16 protein-coding genes are annotated in these 20,616 nt (G+C 62.7%); 7 read left to right on the forward strand and 9 right to left on the reverse strand.

Annotated features, from left to right (window positions below):
• Nucleotides 1–6: 6 nt before the first annotated feature.
• Entirely contained in the window at nucleotides 7–1,707 is a 1,701-nt protein-coding gene (locus tag BLQ09_RS15285; RefSeq protein WP_027606288.1) for a glutamine--tRNA ligase/YqeY domain fusion protein, read from the reverse strand.
• Nucleotides 1,708–1,956: 249 nt separating this feature from the next.
• Between BLQ09_RS15285 and BLQ09_RS15290 the strand changes: the two genes are divergently transcribed.
• Together BLQ09_RS15290 and lpxH are read left to right on the forward strand one after the other, a co-directional pair.
• The gene (locus BLQ09_RS15290) at nucleotides 1,957–2,460 is read left to right on the forward strand and encodes a peptidylprolyl isomerase (RefSeq protein WP_027606287.1); all 504 of its coding nucleotides are present in this window, start codon (nucleotides 1,957–1,959) and stop codon (nucleotides 2,458–2,460) included.
• Nucleotides 2,457–3,206, forward strand: coding sequence for a UDP-2,3-diacylglucosamine diphosphatase (gene lpxH / locus BLQ09_RS15295; protein WP_027606286.1), 750 nt, complete (start codon nucleotides 2,457–2,459; stop codon nucleotides 3,204–3,206). The genes BLQ09_RS15290 and lpxH overlap by 4 nt, the downstream gene beginning before the upstream one ends.
• A 93-nt stretch (nucleotides 3,207–3,299) precedes the next feature.
• On the opposite strand, the gene BLQ09_RS15300 is transcribed toward lpxH, so the two are convergent.
• The 7 genes from BLQ09_RS15300 to BLQ09_RS15330 form a co-directional block, all read right to left on the reverse strand.
• Nucleotides 3,300–4,829, reverse strand: coding sequence for a DHA2 family efflux MFS transporter permease subunit (locus BLQ09_RS15300; RefSeq protein WP_092357648.1), 1,530 nt, complete (start codon nucleotides 4,827–4,829; stop codon nucleotides 3,300–3,302).
• Nucleotides 4,829–6,028 carry an HlyD/EmrA/EmrK family protein gene (locus tag BLQ09_RS15305; RefSeq protein ID WP_027606284.1) on the reverse strand — a complete coding sequence of 400 codons (1,200 nt, stop codon included), beginning with the start codon at nucleotides 6,026–6,028 and terminating at the stop codon, nucleotides 4,829–4,831. The genes BLQ09_RS15300 and BLQ09_RS15305 overlap by 1 nt, the downstream gene beginning before the upstream one ends.
• 15 nt (nucleotides 6,029–6,043) lie before the next feature.
• A complete protein-coding gene (locus tag BLQ09_RS15310) occupies nucleotides 6,044–7,495 on the reverse strand; it encodes an efflux transporter outer membrane subunit (RefSeq protein WP_027606283.1) in 1,452 nt (483 codons plus the stop codon).
• Nucleotides 7,492–7,965, reverse strand: coding sequence for a MarR family winged helix-turn-helix transcriptional regulator (locus tag BLQ09_RS15315; RefSeq protein ID WP_027606282.1), 474 nt, complete (start codon nucleotides 7,963–7,965; stop codon nucleotides 7,492–7,494). The genes BLQ09_RS15310 and BLQ09_RS15315 overlap by 4 nt, the downstream gene beginning before the upstream one ends.
• A gap of 205 nt (nucleotides 7,966–8,170) precedes the next feature.
• Nucleotides 8,171–11,842 (reverse strand): translocation/assembly module TamB domain-containing protein, encoded by a 3,672-nt coding sequence (locus tag BLQ09_RS15320; protein ID WP_092357650.1) that lies wholly within the window; start codon nucleotides 11,840–11,842, stop codon nucleotides 8,171–8,173.
• Nucleotides 11,842–13,569 carry an autotransporter assembly complex protein TamA gene (locus tag BLQ09_RS15325; RefSeq protein WP_027606280.1) on the reverse strand — a complete coding sequence of 576 codons (1,728 nt, stop codon included), beginning with the start codon at nucleotides 13,567–13,569 and terminating at the stop codon, nucleotides 11,842–11,844. Before BLQ09_RS15325 ends, BLQ09_RS15320 begins: the two co-directional genes overlap by 1 nt.
• Before the next feature lie 64 nt (nucleotides 13,570–13,633).
• A complete protein-coding gene (locus BLQ09_RS15330) occupies nucleotides 13,634–14,278 on the reverse strand; it encodes a GNAT family N-acetyltransferase (protein WP_027606279.1) in 645 nt (214 codons plus the stop codon).
• Between the two features lie 168 nt (nucleotides 14,279–14,446).
• Between BLQ09_RS15330 and xthA the strand changes: the two genes are divergently transcribed.
• Both xthA and BLQ09_RS15340 read left to right on the forward strand, forming a co-directional pair.
• Nucleotides 14,447–15,259, forward strand: coding sequence for an exodeoxyribonuclease III (gene xthA, locus BLQ09_RS15335; RefSeq protein ID WP_027606278.1), 813 nt, complete (start codon nucleotides 14,447–14,449; stop codon nucleotides 15,257–15,259).
• A gap of 149 nt (nucleotides 15,260–15,408) precedes the next feature.
• The gene (locus BLQ09_RS15340; RefSeq protein WP_092357652.1) at nucleotides 15,409–16,743 is read left to right on the forward strand and encodes a substrate-binding domain-containing protein; all 1,335 of its coding nucleotides are present in this window, start codon (nucleotides 15,409–15,411) and stop codon (nucleotides 16,741–16,743) included.
• Nucleotides 16,744–16,865: 122 nt separating this feature from the next.
• Here BLQ09_RS15340 and BLQ09_RS15345 read toward each other — a convergent pair whose 3' ends face one another.
• Nucleotides 16,866–18,095: an acyl-CoA dehydrogenase gene (locus tag BLQ09_RS15345; RefSeq protein ID WP_027606276.1), complete on the reverse strand. Its 1,230-nt coding sequence runs from the start codon at nucleotides 18,093–18,095 to the stop codon at nucleotides 16,866–16,868.
• Nucleotides 18,096–18,246: 151 nt separating this feature from the next.
• On the opposite strand from BLQ09_RS15345, the gene BLQ09_RS15350 reads away from it, so the two are divergent.
• The 3 genes from BLQ09_RS15350 (at nucleotide 18,247) to BLQ09_RS15360 (ending at nucleotide 20,605) form a co-directional block, all read left to right on the forward strand.
• Entirely contained in the window at nucleotides 18,247–19,182 is a 936-nt protein-coding gene (locus tag BLQ09_RS15350) for a LysR family transcriptional regulator (RefSeq protein WP_027606275.1), read from the forward strand.
• 114 nt (nucleotides 19,183–19,296) lie between these two features.
• Nucleotides 19,297–19,689, forward strand: coding sequence for a MerR family transcriptional regulator (locus BLQ09_RS15355; RefSeq protein WP_027606274.1), 393 nt, complete (start codon nucleotides 19,297–19,299; stop codon nucleotides 19,687–19,689).
• A 16-nt stretch (nucleotides 19,690–19,705) separates the two neighbouring features.
• Nucleotides 19,706–20,605, forward strand: coding sequence for a hydroxymethylglutaryl-CoA lyase (locus tag BLQ09_RS15360; RefSeq protein WP_092357654.1), 900 nt, complete (start codon nucleotides 19,706–19,708; stop codon nucleotides 20,603–20,605).
• Nucleotides 20,606–20,616 lie beyond the last annotated feature (11 nt).

Genomic DNA, 20,616 nt, shown 5'->3' on the forward strand with positions numbered 1-20,616 from the left:
ACAGAATCACTGGCCCCACGAATCACGCAAGGTCACGGTACGGTTGAATACCGGCTGACCAGGTTTCGAGTCCTTGATATCCGCGCAGAAGTAGCCTTCGCGCTCGAACTGGAAACGGTCTTCCGGCTGTGCGTCGCCCAAAGAGGGTTCGGCACGACAACCGGTGAGCACTTGCAGGGAGTCAGGGTTGATGTTGTCGAGGAAACTGGCGCTGTCTTCGGCCTTTTCAGGATTCGGCGAACGGAACAGGCGATCGTACAGGCGCACTTCGCACTCGATGCTGGCAGCGGCCGGCACCCAGTGGATCACGCCCTTGACCTTGCGGCCTTCCGGGTTCTTGCCCAGGGTTTCCGGGTCATAGGAGCAACGCAGTTCGACGATGTTGCCCTCGGCGTCCTTGATCGCTTCGTCGGCGCGGATCACGTAGCTGCCGCGCAGGCGCACTTCGCCGTTGGGCTCCAGGCGCTTGTAGCCTTTTGGCGGCTCTTCCATGAAGTCATCGCGGTCGATGTAGATTTCACGGGCGAACGGCAGCTTGCGCACGCCGAGTGCTTCGTTCTGCGGATGACGCGGCAGTTCGAGGTGGTCGACCTTGTCTTGCGGGTAGTTGGTGATCACGACTTTCAACGGACGCAGCACGCACATGGCCCGTGGCGCGTTCGCGTCGAGGTCCTGGCGGATGCTGAACTCGAGCATGCCGTAGTCGACCACACCGTCTGAGCGGTTGGTGCCGACCATCTCGCAGAAGTTGCGGATCGACGCCGGGGTGTAGCCACGGCGGCGGAAGCCCGACAGGGTCGACATGCGTGGGTCGTCCCAGCCATTGACGTGCTTTTCATCCACCAGTTGCTTGAGCTTGCGCTTGCTGGTGATGGTGTAGTTGAGGTTCAGGCGGCTGAATTCGTACTGACGCGGGTGCGCCGGGACCGGCAGGCTGTCGAGGAACCATTCGTACAGCGGGCGATGGCTCTCGAACTCCAGGGTGCAGATGGAGTGGGTGATGCCTTCGATGGCGTCCGACTGACCGTGGGTGAAGTCGTAGTTCGGGTAGATGCACCACTTGTCGCCGGTCTGGTGGTGATGGGCGTGGCGGATGCGGTACATGATCGGGTCGCGCAGGTTCATGTTCGGCGAGGCCATGTCGATCTTGGCGCGCAGCACGCGGGCGCCGTCCGGGAACTCACCGGCGCGCATGCGGGCGAACCAGTCGAGGTTCTCTTCTACCGAACGGTCGCGGAACGGGCTGTTCTTGCCCGGTTCGGTCAGGGTGCCACGGTATTCCTTGGCCTGCTCGGGGGTCAGGTCGTCGACGTAGGCCTTGCCGGCCTTGATCAGCTCGACGGCCCAGTCGAACAGCTGGTCGAAGTATTTGGAGGCATAGCGCACTTCACCGGACCATTCGAAGCCCAGCCACTTGATGTCGCTTTCGATGGCGTCGATGTATTCCTGGTCTTCCTTGGCCGGGTTGGTGTCGTCGAAACGCAGGTGCGTGACGCCACCGAACTCCTGGGCCAGGCCGAAGTTCACACAGATCGACTTGGCGTGACCGATGTGCAGGTAGCCGTTGGGCTCTGGCGGGAAGCGGGTGACGATCTGCGTGTGCTTGCCCGAATCCAGGTCCGCCTGGATGATCGGGCGCAGGAAATTGACCGGGACGGCAGGTCCGGCCTTGGAATTCGAGGTAGGGTCGACAGTGGGCTTGCTCATAGGATCCTTGAACAGACAGGTTCGTGGCCGGTTGGGGCCAGATAAAACAAAGGCGATATCATAGCTGATGCTGTCAAGACACTGACAGGTCACGACCAAAAACTGCTGCTTTAATTAACCGGGCGGTAAAAAACCACCTCGAAATTCCTGCCGGGCACGCTAAACTGCGCGCCTTGGCCGCCGTTTAGCCAGACAGGTAAGGCGCCCCAGGCGTCCAAACCCACGAATTCCCTGAAAAGAGTAGTGAACATGACTCAAGTCAAACTGACCACCAACCACGGTGACATCGTCATCGAGCTGAACGCCGAGAAAGCGCCGATCACCGTCGCCAACTTCATCGAGTACGTTAAGGCCGGCCACTACGAAAACACGGTGTTCCACCGTGTCATCGGTAACTTCATGGTCCAGGGCGGCGGTTTCGAGCCTGGCATGAAAGAAAAGAAAGACAAGCGCCCAAGCATCCAGAACGAAGCGGACAACGGCCTTTCCAACGACAAGTACACCGTCGCCATGGCCCGTACCATGGAGCCGCATTCGGCCTCCGCGCAGTTCTTTATCAACGTGGCCGACAATACCTTCCTGAACCACAGCGGCAAGAACGTACAGGGCTGGGGCTACGCCGTGTTCGGTAAAGTCACCGAAGGCCAGGACGTAGTCGACAAGATCAAAGGCGTGTCGACCACCTCCAAGGCCGGTCACCAGGACGTTCCGGTCGAAGACGTGATCGTCGAGAAAGCCGAGATCGTTGAGTGATATTACTGATTTCAGATTTGCATCTGGAAGAGGAGCGCCCGGACATTACCCGGGCGTTTCTGGATCTGCTCCACAACCGCGCCCGTGGCGCCCAGGCGTTGTACATTCTGGGGGACTTCTTTGAAGCCTGGATTGGCGACGATGGGATGACGCCCTTCCAGCGTTCGATCTGCGAGGCTCTGCGCGAGCTGAGCGACAGCGGTACCCCGATTTTTATCATGCATGGCAACCGCGACTTCCTGCTCGGCAAGGCGTTCTGCAAAGCGGCAGGCGCCACCTTGCTCAAGGACCCGAGTGTCGTGCAGCTCGCAGGCGAACCCGTGCTGTTGATGCACGGCGACAGCCTCTGCACCCGCGACCTTGGCTACATGAAGCTGCGGCGCATCCTGCGTAATCCCATCGTGCTGTTTATCCTGCGTCACCTGCCGTTGCGCACCCGCCATCGGCTGGCGCGCAAGCTGCGCAGTGAAAGCCGTGCGCAAACGCGCATGAAGGCCAACGACATTGTCGATGTCACGCCCGAGGAAGTGCCGCGGGTGATGCAGCAGTTCGGCGTGCGCACCCTGGTCCACGGCCACACGCATCGCCCGGCGATCCATAAACTGCAGATTGGCGACCAGGCGGCCAAGCGCATTGTGCTGGGGGATTGGGACAAGCAGGGCTGGGCGTTGCAGGCGGACGAGCAAGGCTTTCAGTTGGCGGCGTTTGACTTCGTCAATCCGCAGCTGGCGTTGCCTGGCGCCTGATCCTCAAACACCACTGATCCAATGTAAACAGAGATCAAATGTGGGAGGAGGCTTGCCCCCTCCCACACTTGATTGCATTTCAGTCTTTGCCAATCAGTGCCCCGAAGCAGCCGGCCCCGCTTTTGCGGTAAACGGCGGCTTCGCCAGCCATACCAGCAGCATCAACCCCATGAACATCCACCCCAGCAACGTGAAGTAATCCACGGTGGACATCATGTACGCCTGGCTGGTGAGGATCTGGTCCAGTTGCGCGTAGGCCTTGTGCCCTGCCCCACCGAGCGCCTGCAGCGCGTCGCGGGTGGCCGAGTCATAGGTGGTCATGTTCTCGCTCATGTACGCATGGTGCTGGTCCGCCCGGCGGATCCAGATCCAGGTGGTCAGCGAGGCCGCAAAGCTGCCGCCCAGGGTCCGCAGAAAGGTCGCAAGACCGGCGCCGTCGGCAATCTGGTGCGGTGGCAGGTCGGACATCAGGATGCTCAAGGTCGGCATGAAGAACAGCGCCACGCCGATGCCCATGAACAACTGCACCAGGGCAATGTGGGTGAAGTCCACCTCATTGGTGAAGCCCGCGCGCATAAAGCAGCTCAAGCCGATCGCCAGGAACGCCAGGCCCGCCAGCAGGCGCAGGTCGAACTTGTGCGCGTACTTGCCCACGAACGGTGACATCAGCACCGGCAGGATGCCGATCGGCGCCACCGCCAGGCCGGCCCAGGTGGCGGTGTAGCCCATCTGGGTTTGCAGCCACTGCGGCAGGATCAGGTTGATGCCGAAGAAGCCCGCGTAGCCGAGGATCAACACAATCGTGCCGATGCGAAAGTTACGGTAGGCAAACAGCCGCAGGTTGACCACCGGGTGCTTGTCGGTCATTTCCCAGATGATGAACACCGCCAGGGCAATCACCGAAATCGCCGCGCCCACAATGATGAAGTTGGATTCGAACCAGTCCAGGTCGTTGCCCTTGTCGAGGATGATCTGCAGCGCGCCGACGCCCACAATCAGGCTCAACAGCCCGACATAATCCATCGGCTGGTAGCTGGTGGTCACCGGGCGCTTCTTCAATTGCGCACGCACCACCATCACCGCAAAGATGCCGATGGGGACGTTGATAAAGAAGATCCACGGCCAGCTGTAGCTGTCAGTGATCCAGCCACCGAGGATCGGCCCTGCAATCGGCGCCACCACCGTGACCATCGCCAGCAACGCCAGGGCCATGCCACGCCTCGCCGGCGGGTAGACCGCGATCAGCAGGGTCTGGGTCATCGGGTACAACGGCCCGGCCACCAGGCCTTGCAGCACCCGAAAGCCGATCAACTCGGGCATCGAAGTGGAAATACCACAGAGGAACGAGGCCAGCACAAACAGCATGGTGGCCCACAGGAACAGCTTCACTTCGCCAAACCGCCGGCTCAACCAACCGGTCAGCGGCAAGGCGATGGCGTTGCTCACCGCAAACGAGGTGATCACCCAGGTGCCCTGCTCCGAACTCACGCCGAGGTTGCCGGAAATGGTCGGCAAGGCCACGTTGGCGATGGTGGTGTCGAGCACCTGCATAAAGGTCGCCAGCGACAGGCCAATGGTGGCCATCAACAGGCTGGGCGGCGTGAAGGAGGCGTTATTGCTCATCAGCGCTGCACAGCCTTGGGCGCGGCGATGCTGTTGGCATGGATCAACTCGGTGATCATGGCGTCAGCCTCGGCCAATTGGCGGTCGTACACGTTGGTGGTGAAGGTCGCCTTCTGCGGCGCCTGTTGCGCCAGCACCGGGCCGCTCTGGTCATGCAGGTCGACATTGACGACAGTGCTCAGGCCGACCCGCAGCGGGTGCTTGGCCAGTTCTTCGGCATTGATGTGGATGCGTACCGGCACCCGTTGCACGATCTTGATCCAGTTACCGGTGGCGTTCTGCGCCGGCAGCAGGGCAAACGCACTGCCGGTGCCGGCGCCAAGGCTATCCACGGTGCCGCTGAATTTCACGTCGCTGCCGTAGATGTCCGACTCGATGTCCACCGGCTGGCCAATGCGCATGTCGCGCAGTTGGGTTTCCTTGAAGTTGGCGTCGATCCACAGCTGGTTCAGCGGGATCACCGCCATCAACGCCGTACCCGGCTGCACGCGCTGGCCCAGTTGCACGGTGCGCTTGGCCACGTAGCCGGTGACCGGCGCGATCAAGGTGCTGCGCGCATTGGCCAGGTAGGCCTGGCGCAGTTGCGCGGCGGCGGCCTGCACGTCCGGGTGGGACGAGATCACGGTGTCATCCACCAGCGCATTGCTGGTCTTGAGTTGCTGCTCAAGGTTGGTCAGCGCGTTTTTCGCAGCGGTCAGGCTGTCACGGGCGTGGGACAGTTCTTCCTGGGAAATCGCGCCGCCCTGGGCCAGGGTCTTGCGACGATTGAAGTTGTCCTGGGCAGTTTGCACATCGGCTTTCTGTGCGTTGACCTGGGCTTTCATGCCATCGACGTTGCTGTACAAGCCCCGCACCTGGCGCACGGTGCGGGCCAGGTTGGCCTGGGCACTTTGCAGGCCGACGGCGGCGTCGTTGGGGTCGAAGTTGATCAGCACCTGGCCTTCGTGGACCAGGTCGCCATCGTCCGCGCCGATGCTGACCACGGTGCCGGTGACCAGCGGGGTGATTTCCACCACGTTGCCGTTCACATAGGCGTCGTCGGTGCTCTCGTTGAAGCGCCCGTAGAATTCATACCAGCCCCATACGCCCACGACACCGAGGATGACGATCAGCGCGAGGCCGATCAGCATGACCTTGCGTTTGCGTGGGTTGTTGTCTTTGGGTTGTTCTGTAGCGGTGGTGTTTTCGGCAGTGGCCATGACAAATACCTCAAATTATTCCGTGCGGGTGGCTGGGGTGGTCGACGCCACGTTGTCGGCGCTGTATCCGCCACCCAGGGCCTGCATCAATTGAATCGACAGATCGATTTGCCCGGCATTCAGGGTCGCCAGCTGACGCTGGGCCTGCAGCAATTGCTGCTCGATGCTGAGCACGTCCAGGTAGTTACCGACCCCTGAGCCGTAGCGCTGGACCACGGTGTCGTAGGACTGCTGGGCAATGTCCGTGGCGTGTTGCTGGGCCTGGATCTGCCGACCGGTTTCGCGCAGTTGCGAAAGGGTGTTGCCGATATCGCCCAAGGCCTGCACCAGGGTCTTGTTGTACTGGGCCACGGCCAGGTCGTAGTCGGCATCGCGCGCATCGAGGTCGGCGCGCAGGCGGCCGCCATCGAAGATCGGCAGCGAGATCGTCGGCGCAATGTTGAAGAAGCGGCTGGCCGAGCCGAACATCGCATCCCCCAGCAACGACTCGGCCCCGGCGCTCGCGCTGAGGTTGAGGTTGGGGTAGAAGCGCGTCTTGCTGGCGGCGATGTCCTTGCTCGCGGCCTCGACTCGCCAGCGCGCGGCGATCAGGTCCGGGCGACGGCCCAGCAGCTCGGCGGGCAACACCGAAGGCACGGCGACAGCGGCGGGCTTGAGCACATTCGGACGGGCCAGTTCGCCGCCTCGGTCCGGGCCTTTGCCGAGCAATACGGCGAGGGCGATCTTGGCGCTCTGCAGTTGCTTGTCGGCATCGATCAATTGCGACTGGGAGCTGGCTTCCAGGCTTTCGGTCTGCTGGTACTGGTACTGGCTGTCGATGCCCGCAGCGAGGCGGCGCTTGCTCAGGTCGAGCATTTGCCGGGTGCGCTTGAGGTCATCGCCGGCCAGGTCGCGCACGATGTGCGCCTGGCCCAGGTCGCTGTAGGCCTTGGCCACATCGGCAGCGAGGGTCAGGCGCGCGGCCTGTTGGTCGACTTCGGCGGCGCGGGCCTGGCCCAGCGCGGCTTCCCAGGCGGCGCGCTGGCCACCCCAGAGGTCGAAGTTGTAATTGAAGCTGGCGCCGATATTACGCACGGTCGAGTAGGCATCGCCCTCGCCGCGCGGGTCCTGGTCCTTGGCCAGGCGTGAACGGCTCACGCCGGCGCTGGCATCCAGGGTCGGCATGCGTGCGGCATTCGCGGCATAGGCGGCGGCTTCGGCCTGATGGGCACGGGCGCTGGCGACTTGCATGTCGGGGCTGTTTTGCAGGGCTTCCTGGATCAAACCGTCGAGCTGCGGGTCGCCGAGGTTTTTCCACCAGTCGGCGCTGGGCCAGGCGGCACTCGACAGGGTCACCCCGCTCAGGGATTTACCGGTCTGCAAGGTGTTGGCGTCGAGGCGCCGGCCCTGGGTGTCGAGGCCGCTGTAGTTGGCGCAACCGGCCATGCTCATGGCCACGAGCACCAGGCAAAGGGCACGTGTGTTCATGCTTTACCTACCCGCTGCAGGGTGATGGGATCACCGGCAGCTATCAGAATTTTCTTGAGAATCCGTTCCAGGGTTTCCAGCTCGCCAGCCTCAAGTACGCCCGCCAGTTGGTTCAACGCCTGGGCGCCTATGTGCGGCAGCATGTCTGCCAGGCGCTGGCCGTCGGCAGTCAGCACCAACTGGACCTGGCGGCGGTCCTGCTCGGAGCGTTTGCGGTCCAGCAGGCCTTTCTGCTCGAGGCGGTCGAGCATGCGGGTCATCGAACCGCTGTCCAGGGACAGGTTGCGGCACAGCTCGGCCGGGGTGTCGACGCCGAACTGGGCCATGATGATCAGCACCTTGAACTGCGCGGCCGTGATGCCGTGGGGTTCCATGTGGGTGTCGATGATGCGGTCCTTGAGGAGCGCCGCACGGCCCAGCAACAGCCCGAGGTGGCAGTTGTGGAAGTTTTCAGGGGTGAAGTGGGGCATCGGAAGTCACCTTATTACTGCCTAGGCAGTGAATGTATGACGAGATGTTACTGCCTAGGCAGAGAAAGTCAAATGGAATAATTAGCTTGCTTGCTAATGTGGGAGGGGGCTTGCCCCCGATAGCGTTGGGTCAGTCAATGATGTGTTGACTGAACGACTGCTATCGGGGGCAAGCCCCCTCCCACATTTTGTACCGCGAAAGGATCTAGAAATCGCGCTTATAGAAGATGTCGAGGGAACTGGCCACGCCACTCGCCACTTCCAGGTACACCTTCTTGCTCAGCAGGTAGCGCAAGGCAATGGTGCTGGCCGGTTCGAACACCCCTACCCCGTAACGCAGGCTGAGTTTCTCGGTGATCTTGCCGCTGGCCACCACGGCCGTATTATTGCCGCTGCCCTGGGTGTCGAGGTCGAAGTCGCGAATCCCCAGTTTGTTGGCAAGATCCGAGGTGACCCCGGCGCTGCCCATCAGGCCAAGGCCGAGGGCGGCCTGGGCGAGCATGTTGTTGTCTTCGCCGGTGGAGCTCAGCGGACGGCCCAGCACCAGGTAGGACAGCGCCTGTTCCTGGCTCATGGCCGGTTCCGAGAAGATCTGCGTGGTGGGCTGCTCGGCGCTGCCGCTGAGGCGGATACCGGCGACTACATCGTCGGTCTTGCGGATCGCTTCGATATCCAGGTACGGCTGGTCGAGCGGCCCGGCGAACAGCAGGCGTGCGCGGCGCACATCCAGGCGCTGGCCATAGGCGCGGTAGCGACCGTCGTTGAGCCACAACTCGCCACGGGTGTCCATGTTGTCGCCGATGTGCACATGGCCCTGCACCTTGGCGGTGAGGCCGAAGCCCGAGAAGTTGAGCTGGTCTTCGCCCACCGCCACGTCGATATCCATGGCCATGGCCATCGGTGGCGTGCCCTCTTCGGTCTGGCTGCCGACGATCACGGTGTCATCCGAGACCTTGACGGTGGACGGCGGCAGTTCGCGCACGGTGATGTCACCGCGGGGGATCCGCACCTTGCCGGCAATCGCCAGTTTGTCGTTCTTCAGGCTGATCTTCAGGTCCGGGGCCACTTCGAGCACCGCATAGGGCTCCACCGTGACCGGCAGTTGCGAGCCTTGCAGGCTGAGGTCCACCACCAGGGCCTGGCCCCAGTCGACCTGGCCCTTGAGGCTGCCCTGCCCGGCCTTGCCACTGCGCCATGCGCCATTCAATTGCACACTTTCACCGGCAATCAGCGCCTGCACGTTCAGGCCTTCAAGGCTGATGGGCAGCTCTGGCCCGGAGACTTCACCGCCCACCAGGTTGACGTTGCCGTTGACCTGCGGCGCCAGCAGGCCACCGGCGATCCGGCCGCTGCCGTTGAGCTTGCCGCTGAGTTTCTCGACCATCGGCACAAACGGCCGCGCCACGGCGAGATCCAGCCCGGTCAGGCTGAAATTGCCGCTGATCGGCTTGTTTTTCGGCAATGGGTTGATCTGCGCCTGCAACATCAACTCGCCGAGCTTGCCGCCTCGGAAGTTCAACTGGGTGTCGATACGCTTGGGGTTGAGGGTGGTTTCCAGCGTGAGGGTGTCGTAGGGGAAATCCAGCCACTGGTCCTTGTCCTTGACCCGCAGGGTACCGCCGCTGGCATCCACCGCGACCACGCCTTTGGGGCCGCTGTCGGGCAGGTCCAGTTGGACGTCGGCGTTGAGCTTGCCCTGCCAGGCGAAGTCCTTGGGCAGAAACGCCGCCAGGCTGTCGATGGGGAATTGCTTGAGGTGGTAGCGCAATTTGGGTTCGGGCATCAGGCGCTGGTCTTCACCGCACAGGCTGGCCGCACCGGAGACCCAGCAGTGGGCCGCAAAAGTCAGCTTGCCGTCGGCCATGCGCTCGATTTTTGCCGGCGCCTGCAGCTTCCAGTCCTGGCCACCCGCCTGCACATCGCCACTGGCCAGGCGACCGCGCCAGTTGCCTTTGTCGAGGTTGCCGTCCAAGGCCAGAGCCAGCTTGACCAAGGGGCCGGCCAGGTCGAGTTGGACCTTCTGGTTCCTGATATCGCCCTGGGCGCTGGCGGTGAGCGTGCCCACCTGGGTGTCACCGCTTTGAATGCCGCTGCCCTTGAGGTCGATTTTCCCGCGCTGGGCACTGTCCAGGGTCGCGCCCAGGCTCAGGCTTTGCAGGCGATTATCGGCGAACGCCAGTTGCTGGCCCTTGAGGTCGAGTTGGCCTTGGGGCGCCTTGAGGCTGCCGGCCACATCGAGTCGGCCATTGACCTGCCCACGCAATTGCGGCCACAGCTGGGCCAGGCGCGCCAGCTTGATGTCGATCTGCCCGGCCAGGCGTTGCTGCAGGCTGCCGCTGCCGTTGATGCGGTTGTCGCCCAGGCGGACATCCAGGTTGGCCAGGGTCCATTGCTCGCCCGCGCCTTCGGCCTTGGCCGCCAGCACGGCGGTTTGCCCACGCAGGCGGCCCTTGAGGTCGAGGTCGGCGTTGAGCTTGAGCTGTTCGTTTTTGAATTCACCTTTGCTGCGCAAGGGGCCGGCCAGCGTGCCCGGCAACTCCGCCACCCAGTACGCCGGGTTCAGCGCCGACAGGTCCAGCGCGGTATCCCAGGCAATCCCATCGGCAAATTGCAGGTTCAGATGCCCTTCGGCCTTGCCTTGGCCGGCGGTCAGTTTCAGCTCCGGCAGGAAGACTTGCGTAAGGTCGCCACTGAACGGCGTGACCAGATTGAATTTGCCGGCCGGGCCGTCGAGGTCGGCCTTGAGGTTGCCGAGGTAGTTGCCTTCTTTGTAGGAAACCTCACCGTTGAAGGTGCGCAACACCACCTGTGGCTCGTCGATCAGCGGGTAGAGGCGATGCCAGGGAAAGTCCAGCCAGTCGATCTTGGCCTCGGCGCTGAAGCCTTGTTGCCAGTCCAACTGCGCCGTGAGCTTGAGGCTTTGTTTGTCGCCGGCATTCAGGTCCAGGCCGGCGATCTGTGCGCCGTTGGCGTCGACCTTGCCTTGCAGCAGCAGGTCCACCGGGCCTTTTTCCGCCGGCAGCACAGCCTTGCCCAGCAGTTGGTAGCCGCTGCCCAGGTCGCCCTTGGCGGTGAGGTCCAGTTGATTGAGTTGCAGGGTGTCGGGCAGATCGGCGCTGGGTTTGAAGCCATCGCCAGTGAGGTGCAACTGGACCGGGAGGTTGTCCACCAGGGGTTGCAGCTCGCCCTTGAGTTTGGCCGGCAGGTAGCCGCTGCTGTCGGCGTCGAGCCTGAGGGTCTTGAGCAGGTCGCCCTCGACCTTGAGCGCCACCGTCCACGGCGCGCCGCCGGGGGCGTAGGGCAGGCTCAGGTTGCCGCTGGCGGTCAGCGGCCAGTCGCCGCTGGGTTGCAACAGGCCGTTCAGGTCCAGCACCAGGCCGTCCCGTTGCAGGTGCACCGCGTCAATCTGCATGCCGGCGGCGGTCCAGTGCGCGGCCAGTTGCAGGCCCTTGAGTTGTTCGCTGCCGTTAAGCAGCAGGCTGCCGACACGAACGTCGCCCAACTGAATGGAAACGGGCAGCTTCAGGTCGGGCAATTGAATCGGCCCACTGCTCTCTTCAGTGCTCGGCGCAACGTCCAGGCGGACTTGCTCCACATCCAGGCGATTGATGCACAGGGTCATGCGCAACAGGCACGCCGGCGACCAGTCAAACGTCGGCGCATCAAGTTCGACGCGACTGCCGTCCTGCGCCCACAGCAGATGATCGGCGCGCCACTGGCCGCCCAGACGGCCGTGGAAATTCTCTACGCTCAAACCCGGTACACGCTCCAGCGCCCAGCGACTGCCCGCCTGGGTGCCGAGGACCGCCCACAGGGCCAGCAACAGCACGACAAGGGTGGCCAACACGGCCAGCCCCGCTATTTTCACACCACGCATCACAGCTCAGGCCCCATGGAAAAGTGCAATCGAACGCCGCCCGGGTCTTCCAGGGCGTGGGCCAGGTCCAGGCGGATCGGCCCGACCGGCGAGACCCAGCGGATGCCGACACCCACACCAGTCTTCAAGCTGGGCAACTCCAGGGAGTTGAACGAGTTGCCCTGGTCGATAAAGGTCGCAATCCGCCATTTTTCGGCGATGGAATATTGATACTCGGCACTCAGGGCCACCATGTAGCGGCCGCCGATACGGTCGCCCCGGTCATTCTCCGGCGACAGGGTCTGGTACTCGTAGCCGCGCACGCTCTGGTCGCCACCGGCGAAGAACCGCAGCGACGGCGGCACCGACTTGTAGCCATTAGTGGCACTGCCGCCGACCTGGGCCCGCGCCAGGAAGCGGTGGTTGTCCCACAGGGTGGTCAGGCCCTTGACCATGGCCGTGCCGTACAACAGGTTGGTGTCGGAGCCCAGTCCCTCCTTCGCCACCTTGCTGTCGAATTGCAGGCGGTAGCCGTTATGGGGGTCGATGCGGTTATCGCTGCGCAGGTAGGAATAACTCACACCCGGCATCACCAGGTTACTGAGGCCCGAGTCATTGCCCAGGCGGTATTCTTCGCGCTGGTATTTGAGCGAGATCACCCGGGTCCAGCCACTGGGCAACTTGCTGTGCCATTCGGGCCCGAGGGTGAGCAATTTACTCAAGGTGTCGGTGTTGGCGATTTCTTCATTCTGGTAACCGCCGGCGAAACGCAGTTTATCGGTGAGCGGCGGGTCCAGCGGGATGTCGTACCACAACCCGACGTTCTGCCGTGGCGCCGACAACTCGGCTTCCCAGCCATAGCTGTGGCCCTGGGGATTGACCCAGTGGCGCGTCCAGTTGGCCTTGCCGCGCGGGCCGACGTCGGTGGAGAAACCCAGGCCCAGGCCCATGGTGCGTGGCTTGCGGGTCTCCAGGTTGACGGCCACCGGGATCACGTCATTGGCCGAAGCCGCGGGTGCGGCGTCGACGCGCACGCCTTCGAAAAAGCCGCTGGCTTGCAGGTTCTGGTTGAGTTCGGCGATCAGTTCGGAATCGTAGGGGGCGCCACTTTTAAACGGCACCATGCGTTGCAGCAGCTCTTCGTCAAACGGCGTATCGCCGGCAAAGCTGACCTTGCCCAAGGTGTAGCGCGGGCCGCTGTCATAGATGAGTTCGATATCGGCGACACCGGCCTGGGGGTCTACCGAGAGTTTCTGGTGAGTGAAGCGCCCGCTGAAAAAGCCGTAGCGCGAGGCCTGGTTCTGGATCAGACGCTTGGCGTCTTCGTAGTGGCCGTGGTTGAGCACGGCGCCGGATTTGAGGTCGTCGCTGGCGGGTACGCGAAAGGCCTTGAGGTCCGCGGCCGGGCCGTCGACCCGAATGGTCACGTTGCGCAGATGCACCGGTTCGCCGGGGTCGATGGTGAGGATCAGGCGCGGGTTCTTGCCGCCCTTCACATCGCTTTCGATCCGGGGCTGATAGAAACCTAAAGCCTGGGCGGCTTTGCGCGCCTGCTCTTCGGCCCCACGGCTGAACCGCAGCAAGGCGTCTTCATCACGCTCGCCCACCCCGCCGATATAGCCTTCGATGTTGGCTTTCAACGCGTCGTTTTTTGGCTTGATCCGCACGTCCAATTCGCTTTGCGCGAATGCGCCGCAGCTTGTGAACAGCAGAACCAAGCCGCTGGTAAATCTTCCTGGAAACTTCATAGGCGCGGATGCTACACGAGCTGGGGAGAAACTTAGAACTCAGAGGATTCTGAAAAATTCTGCGCTAAGCCGTTGCAGCATGTAACACCTGCGGATTGGGGTGGAAAAATACGTGCTCCAGAATCGGTCCTACCGCCACTTCGCCGATCTCCTCATAGCCCTGGCGTTTGTAGAACTCCAGATAGCGCGAATTCCCCGTGTCCAACACCACACCGGACGAGTGCGGGTCTTCCGCGCACCAATTGTGTACCGCCTCCAGCAGCTGTTCACCGTAGTGCTTGCCCTGGAATTGCGGATGAATGCCCAGCAGCGGCAACACATGCACCGATTCGTTGGGCAGGCAGGCCATCACCGCATAGTGGTAGTCCAGGTAGCGCCGGGTGCCGCGCACGCCGGTGCTCAGCCACATGCGCAATTGCCAGGCCCAGCTTTCGGTAATCCCCAGGCGCCGCTGCGGGGGCGCGATCAGCGCGATGCCGATCAGGCGGTCGTTGACGAACAGGCCGATGGCGGGAAGTTTCTGGAAGAAATGCTGCTTGACCAGTTCGCGCACGGTGGCACGTACCCGCTGTTCATAACCTGCGCGTTCCGCCTCGAAGATGTAGGCAAACGTCGGCTCATGCCGATAGGCCTGGTACAGCAGCGAGCGTGCTTCGCGGGAGTAGCCGCTGTTGAGCAGGCGAACTTCGCCAATGGCAGTGTCAGTCATACAGTCAATCTCCCTGGGCGCCACTCAATAGATGGCGTTCTTATGGGTACGAACCTACGCAGCACCAGTCGTTCCCAGACATTAGCAGTGCATCTGTCCTACCGCCACGCTGGCCCCCGTCCGACTTGTCCGCTAGCATCGCCCTTTTGCCAGACTGGACCGCCGACCATGAAAATCGTCTCCTTCAATATCAACGGGCTGCGCGCCCGCCCTCATCAGCTGGCGGCACTGATTGAAAAACACCAACCCGACGTCATCGGCCTGCAGGAAACCAAGGTCCACGACGACCAGTTCCCCCTGGCCGAAGTGCAGGCCCTGGGCTATCACGTGTACTACCACGGGCAAAAAGGCCACTACGGTGTAGCGCTGCTCTCGCGCAAAGAAGCCTTGAGCGTGCACAAGGGCTTTGCCAGCGATGAAGAAGACGCCCAGCGCCGTTTTATCTGGGGCACCTTCGCCGATGAAAACGGCCAGCCGGTGACCATCATGAACGGCTATTTCCCACAAGGTGAAAGCCGCGACCACCCGACCAAGTTCCCCGCCAAGCAGCGCTTCTACGCAGATTTGCAGCACCTGCTGGAAAGCCAGTTCAGCAACGACCAGGCCCTGGTGGTGATGGGCGATGTGAACATTTCCCCGGAGGACTGCGACATTGGCATCGGCGCCGACAACGCCAAGCGCTGGCTGAAAACCGGCAAGTGCAGCTTCCTGCCCGAAGAGCGCGAGTGGATGGCGCGCCTGAAGAACTGGGGCCTGGTGGACAGTTTCCGCCACCTCAACCCCGAGGTGGCCGACCGTTTCAGCTGGTTCGACTACCGCAGCCGTGGGTTCGAGGATGAGCCCAAGCGTGGGCTGCGCATTGACGTGATCATGGCCTCCAATGGCTTGTTGCCACGAGTCAAGGATGCCGGGGTGGATTACGACCTGCGGGGCTTGGAGAAACCGTCTGACCATGCGCCGATCTGGCTCGAACTCAGCTGATCCCCCTGACTGTACTCGGGCCAAATGTGGGAGGGGGCTTGCCCCCGATCGCGGTGTATCAGTAACAGATAAGCTGACTGTCAGTCACATTATTGAAATCCAAGTGACTTAATCTCGCGGCACTCCCTTTGGCTTGAGAAGGTGCCGGCATGATGCTGCGCGTTCTGTTCCTGTTGTGTAGCGCGTTGTCCCTCTGCGTCGTGGCTGCCCCCCTCCCCGTTCCCGACCAAGGCCCGGCTTTGCGCATCCAGGGTTCCAACACCATTGGCGCGGCGCTGGGGCCCGCGCTGGTCAAGGGGTTGATGGAGCATCAGGGCCTGCAGGCGGTGCACAGCGAACCGGCCGAGGGCACCAATGAACAGCGCGTGATCGGCAAGACGCGCCAGGGCAGGACGGTGACCGTCGAGGTGGCGGCCCATGGTTCCAGCACGGGGTTTGTCGCGCTGAAAAACGCCAGCGCCGACCTGGCCGCCTCGTCCCGGCCAATAAAAGACAGCGAACTGGTGGACCTCGAAGCGCTCGGCGACCTGAAAAGCCCCGAGGCCGAACAGGTGATCGCCATCGACGGCCTGGCCATTATCCTCAACCCGCGCAACCCGCTGAATACGTTGAACACCGAGCAACTGGCGCAGATTTTCAACGGCGAAATCAACACCTGGGAAGCATTGGGCGGGATCGGCGGAACCATTCATCTGTACGCGCGGGATGACCAATCCGGCACCTATGACACCTTCAAGGACCTGGTGCTGCGCCTGCGCGGCAAGCCCCTGGCCGCGTCCGCCAAGCGCTTCGAGTCCAGCGAAGCGTTGTCCGATGCGGTGAGCCGGGATCCCCAGGGCATCGGTTTTATCGGCTTGCCTTACGTGCGCCAGGCCAAGGCGGTGGCGATTGTCGATGGCGACTCGCAACCGATGTTGCCGTTGAACAGCCTGATTGCCACCGAGGATTACCCGCTGTCTCGCCGGCTGTTCTTCTACCTGCCGCCCTCCTCCAGCAACCCGTGGGCCAAGGCCCTGGTGGACTTTGCCCAGAGCAGCAAAGGCCAGGCGATTGTGGCGGCCAATGGGTTTATTGCGCAGCAGGTGCAGGCGATGACGGTGGAGCCGCGCCCTTCGATGCCCGACGACTACCAGGCGATTGCCCGTGACGCCCAGCGTTTGAGCGTGAATTTTCGCTTCGAGGAAGGCAGCGCCAGCCTGGACAACAAGGCGCGCCAGGACGTGCAGCGCGTCGTGGCCTATATAAAGCGCCACCACCAACTCGACAAGCAGGTAACGCTGGTGGGATTCGGCGATGCCAAGAATGACCCGCAACGGGCCGCGCTGCTCTCGAAGCTGCGGGCGATGGCGGTGCGCCGGGAGTTGGTCAAGAATGGCGTGGTATTGCGCGATATTCGCGGCTTTGGCGCACAGATGCCGGTGGCGGCGAATACGGCGGATGAGGGGCGGATCAAGAATCGGCGCGTGGAGGTTTGGGTTTACTGAGGGCTGCTGGATCTTCAGGGCCTGATCCGGCCTCATCGGGGGCAAGCCCCCTCCCACATTTTGATTTGGGAATACATTCAAAGTGTGGGAGGAGGCTTGCCCCCGATTCAGGCGACGCGGTGTTACTGCCCGCCGCGCATCAACTCCTTAGGCACATACTTGCCGATCTCGAACTTGCCGATGGCCGCGCGGTGCACTTCGTCCGGGCCGTCAGCCAGGCGCAGGGTGCGTTGCATGGCGTACATGTAGGCCAGCGGGAAGTCGTTGGAGACGCCGGCGCCGCCGTGGATCTGGATCGCGCGGTCGATCACCTTCAACGCCACGTTCGGCGCCACCACCTTGATCTGGGCGATTTCACTTTTCGCCACTTTATTGCCCACGGTGTCCATCATGTACGCCGCTTTCAAGGTCAGCAGGCGCGCCATGTCGATTTCCATGCGTGAGTCGGCGATCTTGTCGATATTGCCGCCCAGGCGCGCCAAAGGCTTGCCGAACGCGGTGCGGCTGACGGAGCGTTTGCACATCAGTTCCAGCGCGCGCTCGGCCATGCCGATGGAGCGCATGCAGTGGTGGATACGGCCTGGGCCAAGGCGGCCTTGGGCAATCTCGAAGCCTCGGCCTTCACCCAGCAGTACGTTTTCGTAAGGCACGCGGACATTGTCGAACAGCACTTCGGCGTGGCCGTGGGGCGCGTCGTCGTAGCCGAACACCGGCAGCGGGCGTACGATTTTTACCCCAGGGGCGTCCACCGGCACCAGGATCATCGAGTGCTGCTGGTGGCGCGGTGCATCCGGGTTGCTCAGGCCCATGAAGATCAGGATCTTGCAGCGCGGGTCGCAGGCGCCGGAGGTCCACCATTTCTTGCCGTTGATCACCCACTCGTCGCCCTGGCGCTCGGCGCGGGCGGCCATGTTGGTGGCGTCCGAAGAGGCGACATCGGGCTCGGTCATGGCGAAGGCCGAACGGATCTCGCCGCGCAGCAGCGGTTCGAGCCAGCGTTGTTTCTGCTCTTCGTTGGCGTAGCGCACCAGCACTTCCATGTTGCCGGTGTCGGGGGCGGAGCAATTGAACGGCTCCGGGCCCAGCAGCGAGCGGCCCATGATCTCGGCCAGGGGGGCGTATTCAAGGTTGGTCAGGCCGGCGCCCAGTTCGGACTCGGGCAGGAACAGGTTCCACAGGCCTTCGGCTTTCGCCCGGGCCTTCAGCTCTTCCATGATGGCGGTGGGCTGCCAGCGGTCGCCTTCGCTGACCTGGCGTTCGAACACCGGCTCGGCCGGGTAAACGTAAGCGTCCATGAACGCTGTAACACGTTCACGCAGTTCCTGAACCTTGGGCGAATAGGCGAAATCCATGAGCAGCTCCCTTCTTTGAGAGGTTGTTTAGGTCATGCAATCGATGCTAGAACAGCGTTGATAATTTACCTAGCCTATTCTCGGCGTGTATTAACATTCATCACCGATATATGATCGACGTATGGCCAACTAACAATAAGAGCGCAACGAAATGAATCTGAGCAAGGTCGACCTCAACCTCTTTATCGTCTTCGACGCGATCTACACCGAAGCCAACCTGACCCGCGCCGGGCAGATTGTCGGCATCACCCAGCCGGCGGTGTCCAACGCCCTGGCGCGCCTGCGCGAGACGTTCAACGACCCGCTGTTCGTGCGCACCGCCCAAGGCATGGTGCCCACGCCGATGGCGCAGAACATCATCGGCCCGGTGCGCAATGCGCTGTCGTTGCTGCGGGTGTCGGTGCAGGAAAGCCGCATCTTCAACCCGCAGCAGGCGGCCAAGACCTACCGCATCAGCATGACCGACCTCACCGAAGCGGTGATTCTGCCGCTGCTGTTCCAACGCCTGCGCCGCCTGGCGCCCACCGTGGTGATCGAGAGTTTCCTGTCCAAACGCCGCGAGACCACCAAGGAACTGGCGGCCGGGCGCCTGGATTTTGCCGTGGACGCGCCGCTCAACACCGACCCGCAGGTACGCCACGTCAAGCTGATGGAAGACCGCTACGTGTGCGCCATGCGCAAGGGCCATCCCATGGCGGGCAAGGACAAGTTCACCCTGGATGACTACCTGTCGCTGACCCATATCCATATCTCCAGCCGCCGCAACGGCTTGGGCCATGTCGACCTGGCCCTGGGCAAGATGGGCATCCAGCGCAAGATCGCCCTGCGCTCCCAGCATTACCTGATGGCCTCGCAAGTGTTGCAGCAGACCGACATGGTCATGACCGTGCCCGAACGTTTCGCCCGCCGCCATGAACTGCATTGGTTCAACCTGCCGGTCAATGACGTGCCACCGGTGGAAACCCACCTGTACTGGCACGAAAGCACCGACCAGGACCCGGCCAACCGCTGGATGCGCGAGCAGATGATCGAGTTGTGCCAGCAAGTCACCGCCCATGAGAAGAAGCTGGATAAGCAACAGGCCTGAGGCCGAAGAGCGCCCCCTGTGGCAGGGGGCTTGCCCCGATGGGCTGCGCAGCGGTCCTTGACGTTTACGTCAACCTGCCATTAGCTTAGCGCCAAGACCTTCTTGAGCGCCCCCATGAGCACGACCTACAGCATCTCCGACCTCGCCCGCGAGCTCGACATCACCACCCGCGCCATTCGCTTCTATGAAGAACAAGGCCTGCTGGCCCCGGAGCGCCGGGGCCAGGAGCGCATCTATTCGGCGCGGGACAAGGTCAGCCTCAAGCTGATCCTGCGGGGCAAGCGCATCGGTTTTTCCCTGGCCGAGTGCCGTGAGCTGATCGAACTCTACGACCCCACCGGCGGCAACCAGATCCAACTCAACAGCATGCTGGCCAAGATCGCCGAGCGCCGTGAGCAGTTGGAACAGCAACTGCTGGATATCGAACAAATGAAGCTGGAGCTGGACACCGCCGAAGAGCGTTGCACCCAGGCCCTGGCGCAAACCATGGGCCAGGTTGGCCATTGATCAGAAGGTAGCTGCCATGTCCCTCCCCTCCCATGTGCGCCTGGTGGAAGTCGGCCCGCGCGACGGCTTGCAGAACGAAGCCCAGCCCATCAGCGTGGCCGACAAGGTCCAATTGGTGGACGCCCTCAGCGCGGCGGGCCTGAGCTATATCGAAGTGGGCAGTTTTGTCTCGCCCAAGTGGGTGCCGCAAATGGCCGGTTCCGCCGACGTGTTCGCGCAGATCCAGCGCAAGCCCGGCGTAACCTACGGTGCGCTGGCGCCAAACCTGCGTGGTTTCGAGGACGCGCTGGCGGCGGGCGTGAAGGAAGTGGCGGTGTTTGCCGCAGCCTCCGAGGCGTTTTCCCAGCGCAATATCAACTGTTCCATCAGCGAAAGCCTGGAGCGTTTTGCGCCGATCATGGCGGCGGCCAGGCAGCACGGCATCAGCGTGCGCGGCTATGTGTCCTGTGTGCTGGGTTGCCCTTACGAAGGTGAGATTGCGCCGGAACAGGTGGCGGCGGTCGCGCGGGAGCTGTATGCCATGGGCTGCTACGAGGTGTCCCTGGGCGACACCATCGGCACCGGCACGGCGGGCACTACGCGACGGCTGTTCGAGGTGGTCGGCGCGCAGGTGCCACGGGACAAACTGGCGGGCCACTTCCATGACACCTATGGCCAGGCCATCGCCAATATCTATGCCGGCCTGCTGGAAGGCATCACGGTATTCGACAGCTCTATTGCAGGCCTCGGCGGCTGCCCCTATGCCAAGGGCGCCAGCGGTAACGTCGCCACCGAAGATGTGCTGTACCTGCTCAATGGCCTCGGGATCGACACCGGCATCGACCTGGATGCATTGATTCGCGCGGGCCTGCAAATCAGCCATGTCCTCGGCCGCCCCACGGGCTCGCGCGTAGCCAAGGCGCGGACAGCCGGTTGAGTAGCGTAGCC

The sequence above is a fragment of the Pseudomonas sp. NFACC25 genome, from assembly GCF_900100935.1.
GTDB lineage: Bacteria > Pseudomonadota > Gammaproteobacteria > Pseudomonadales > Pseudomonadaceae > Aquipseudomonas > Aquipseudomonas marginalis.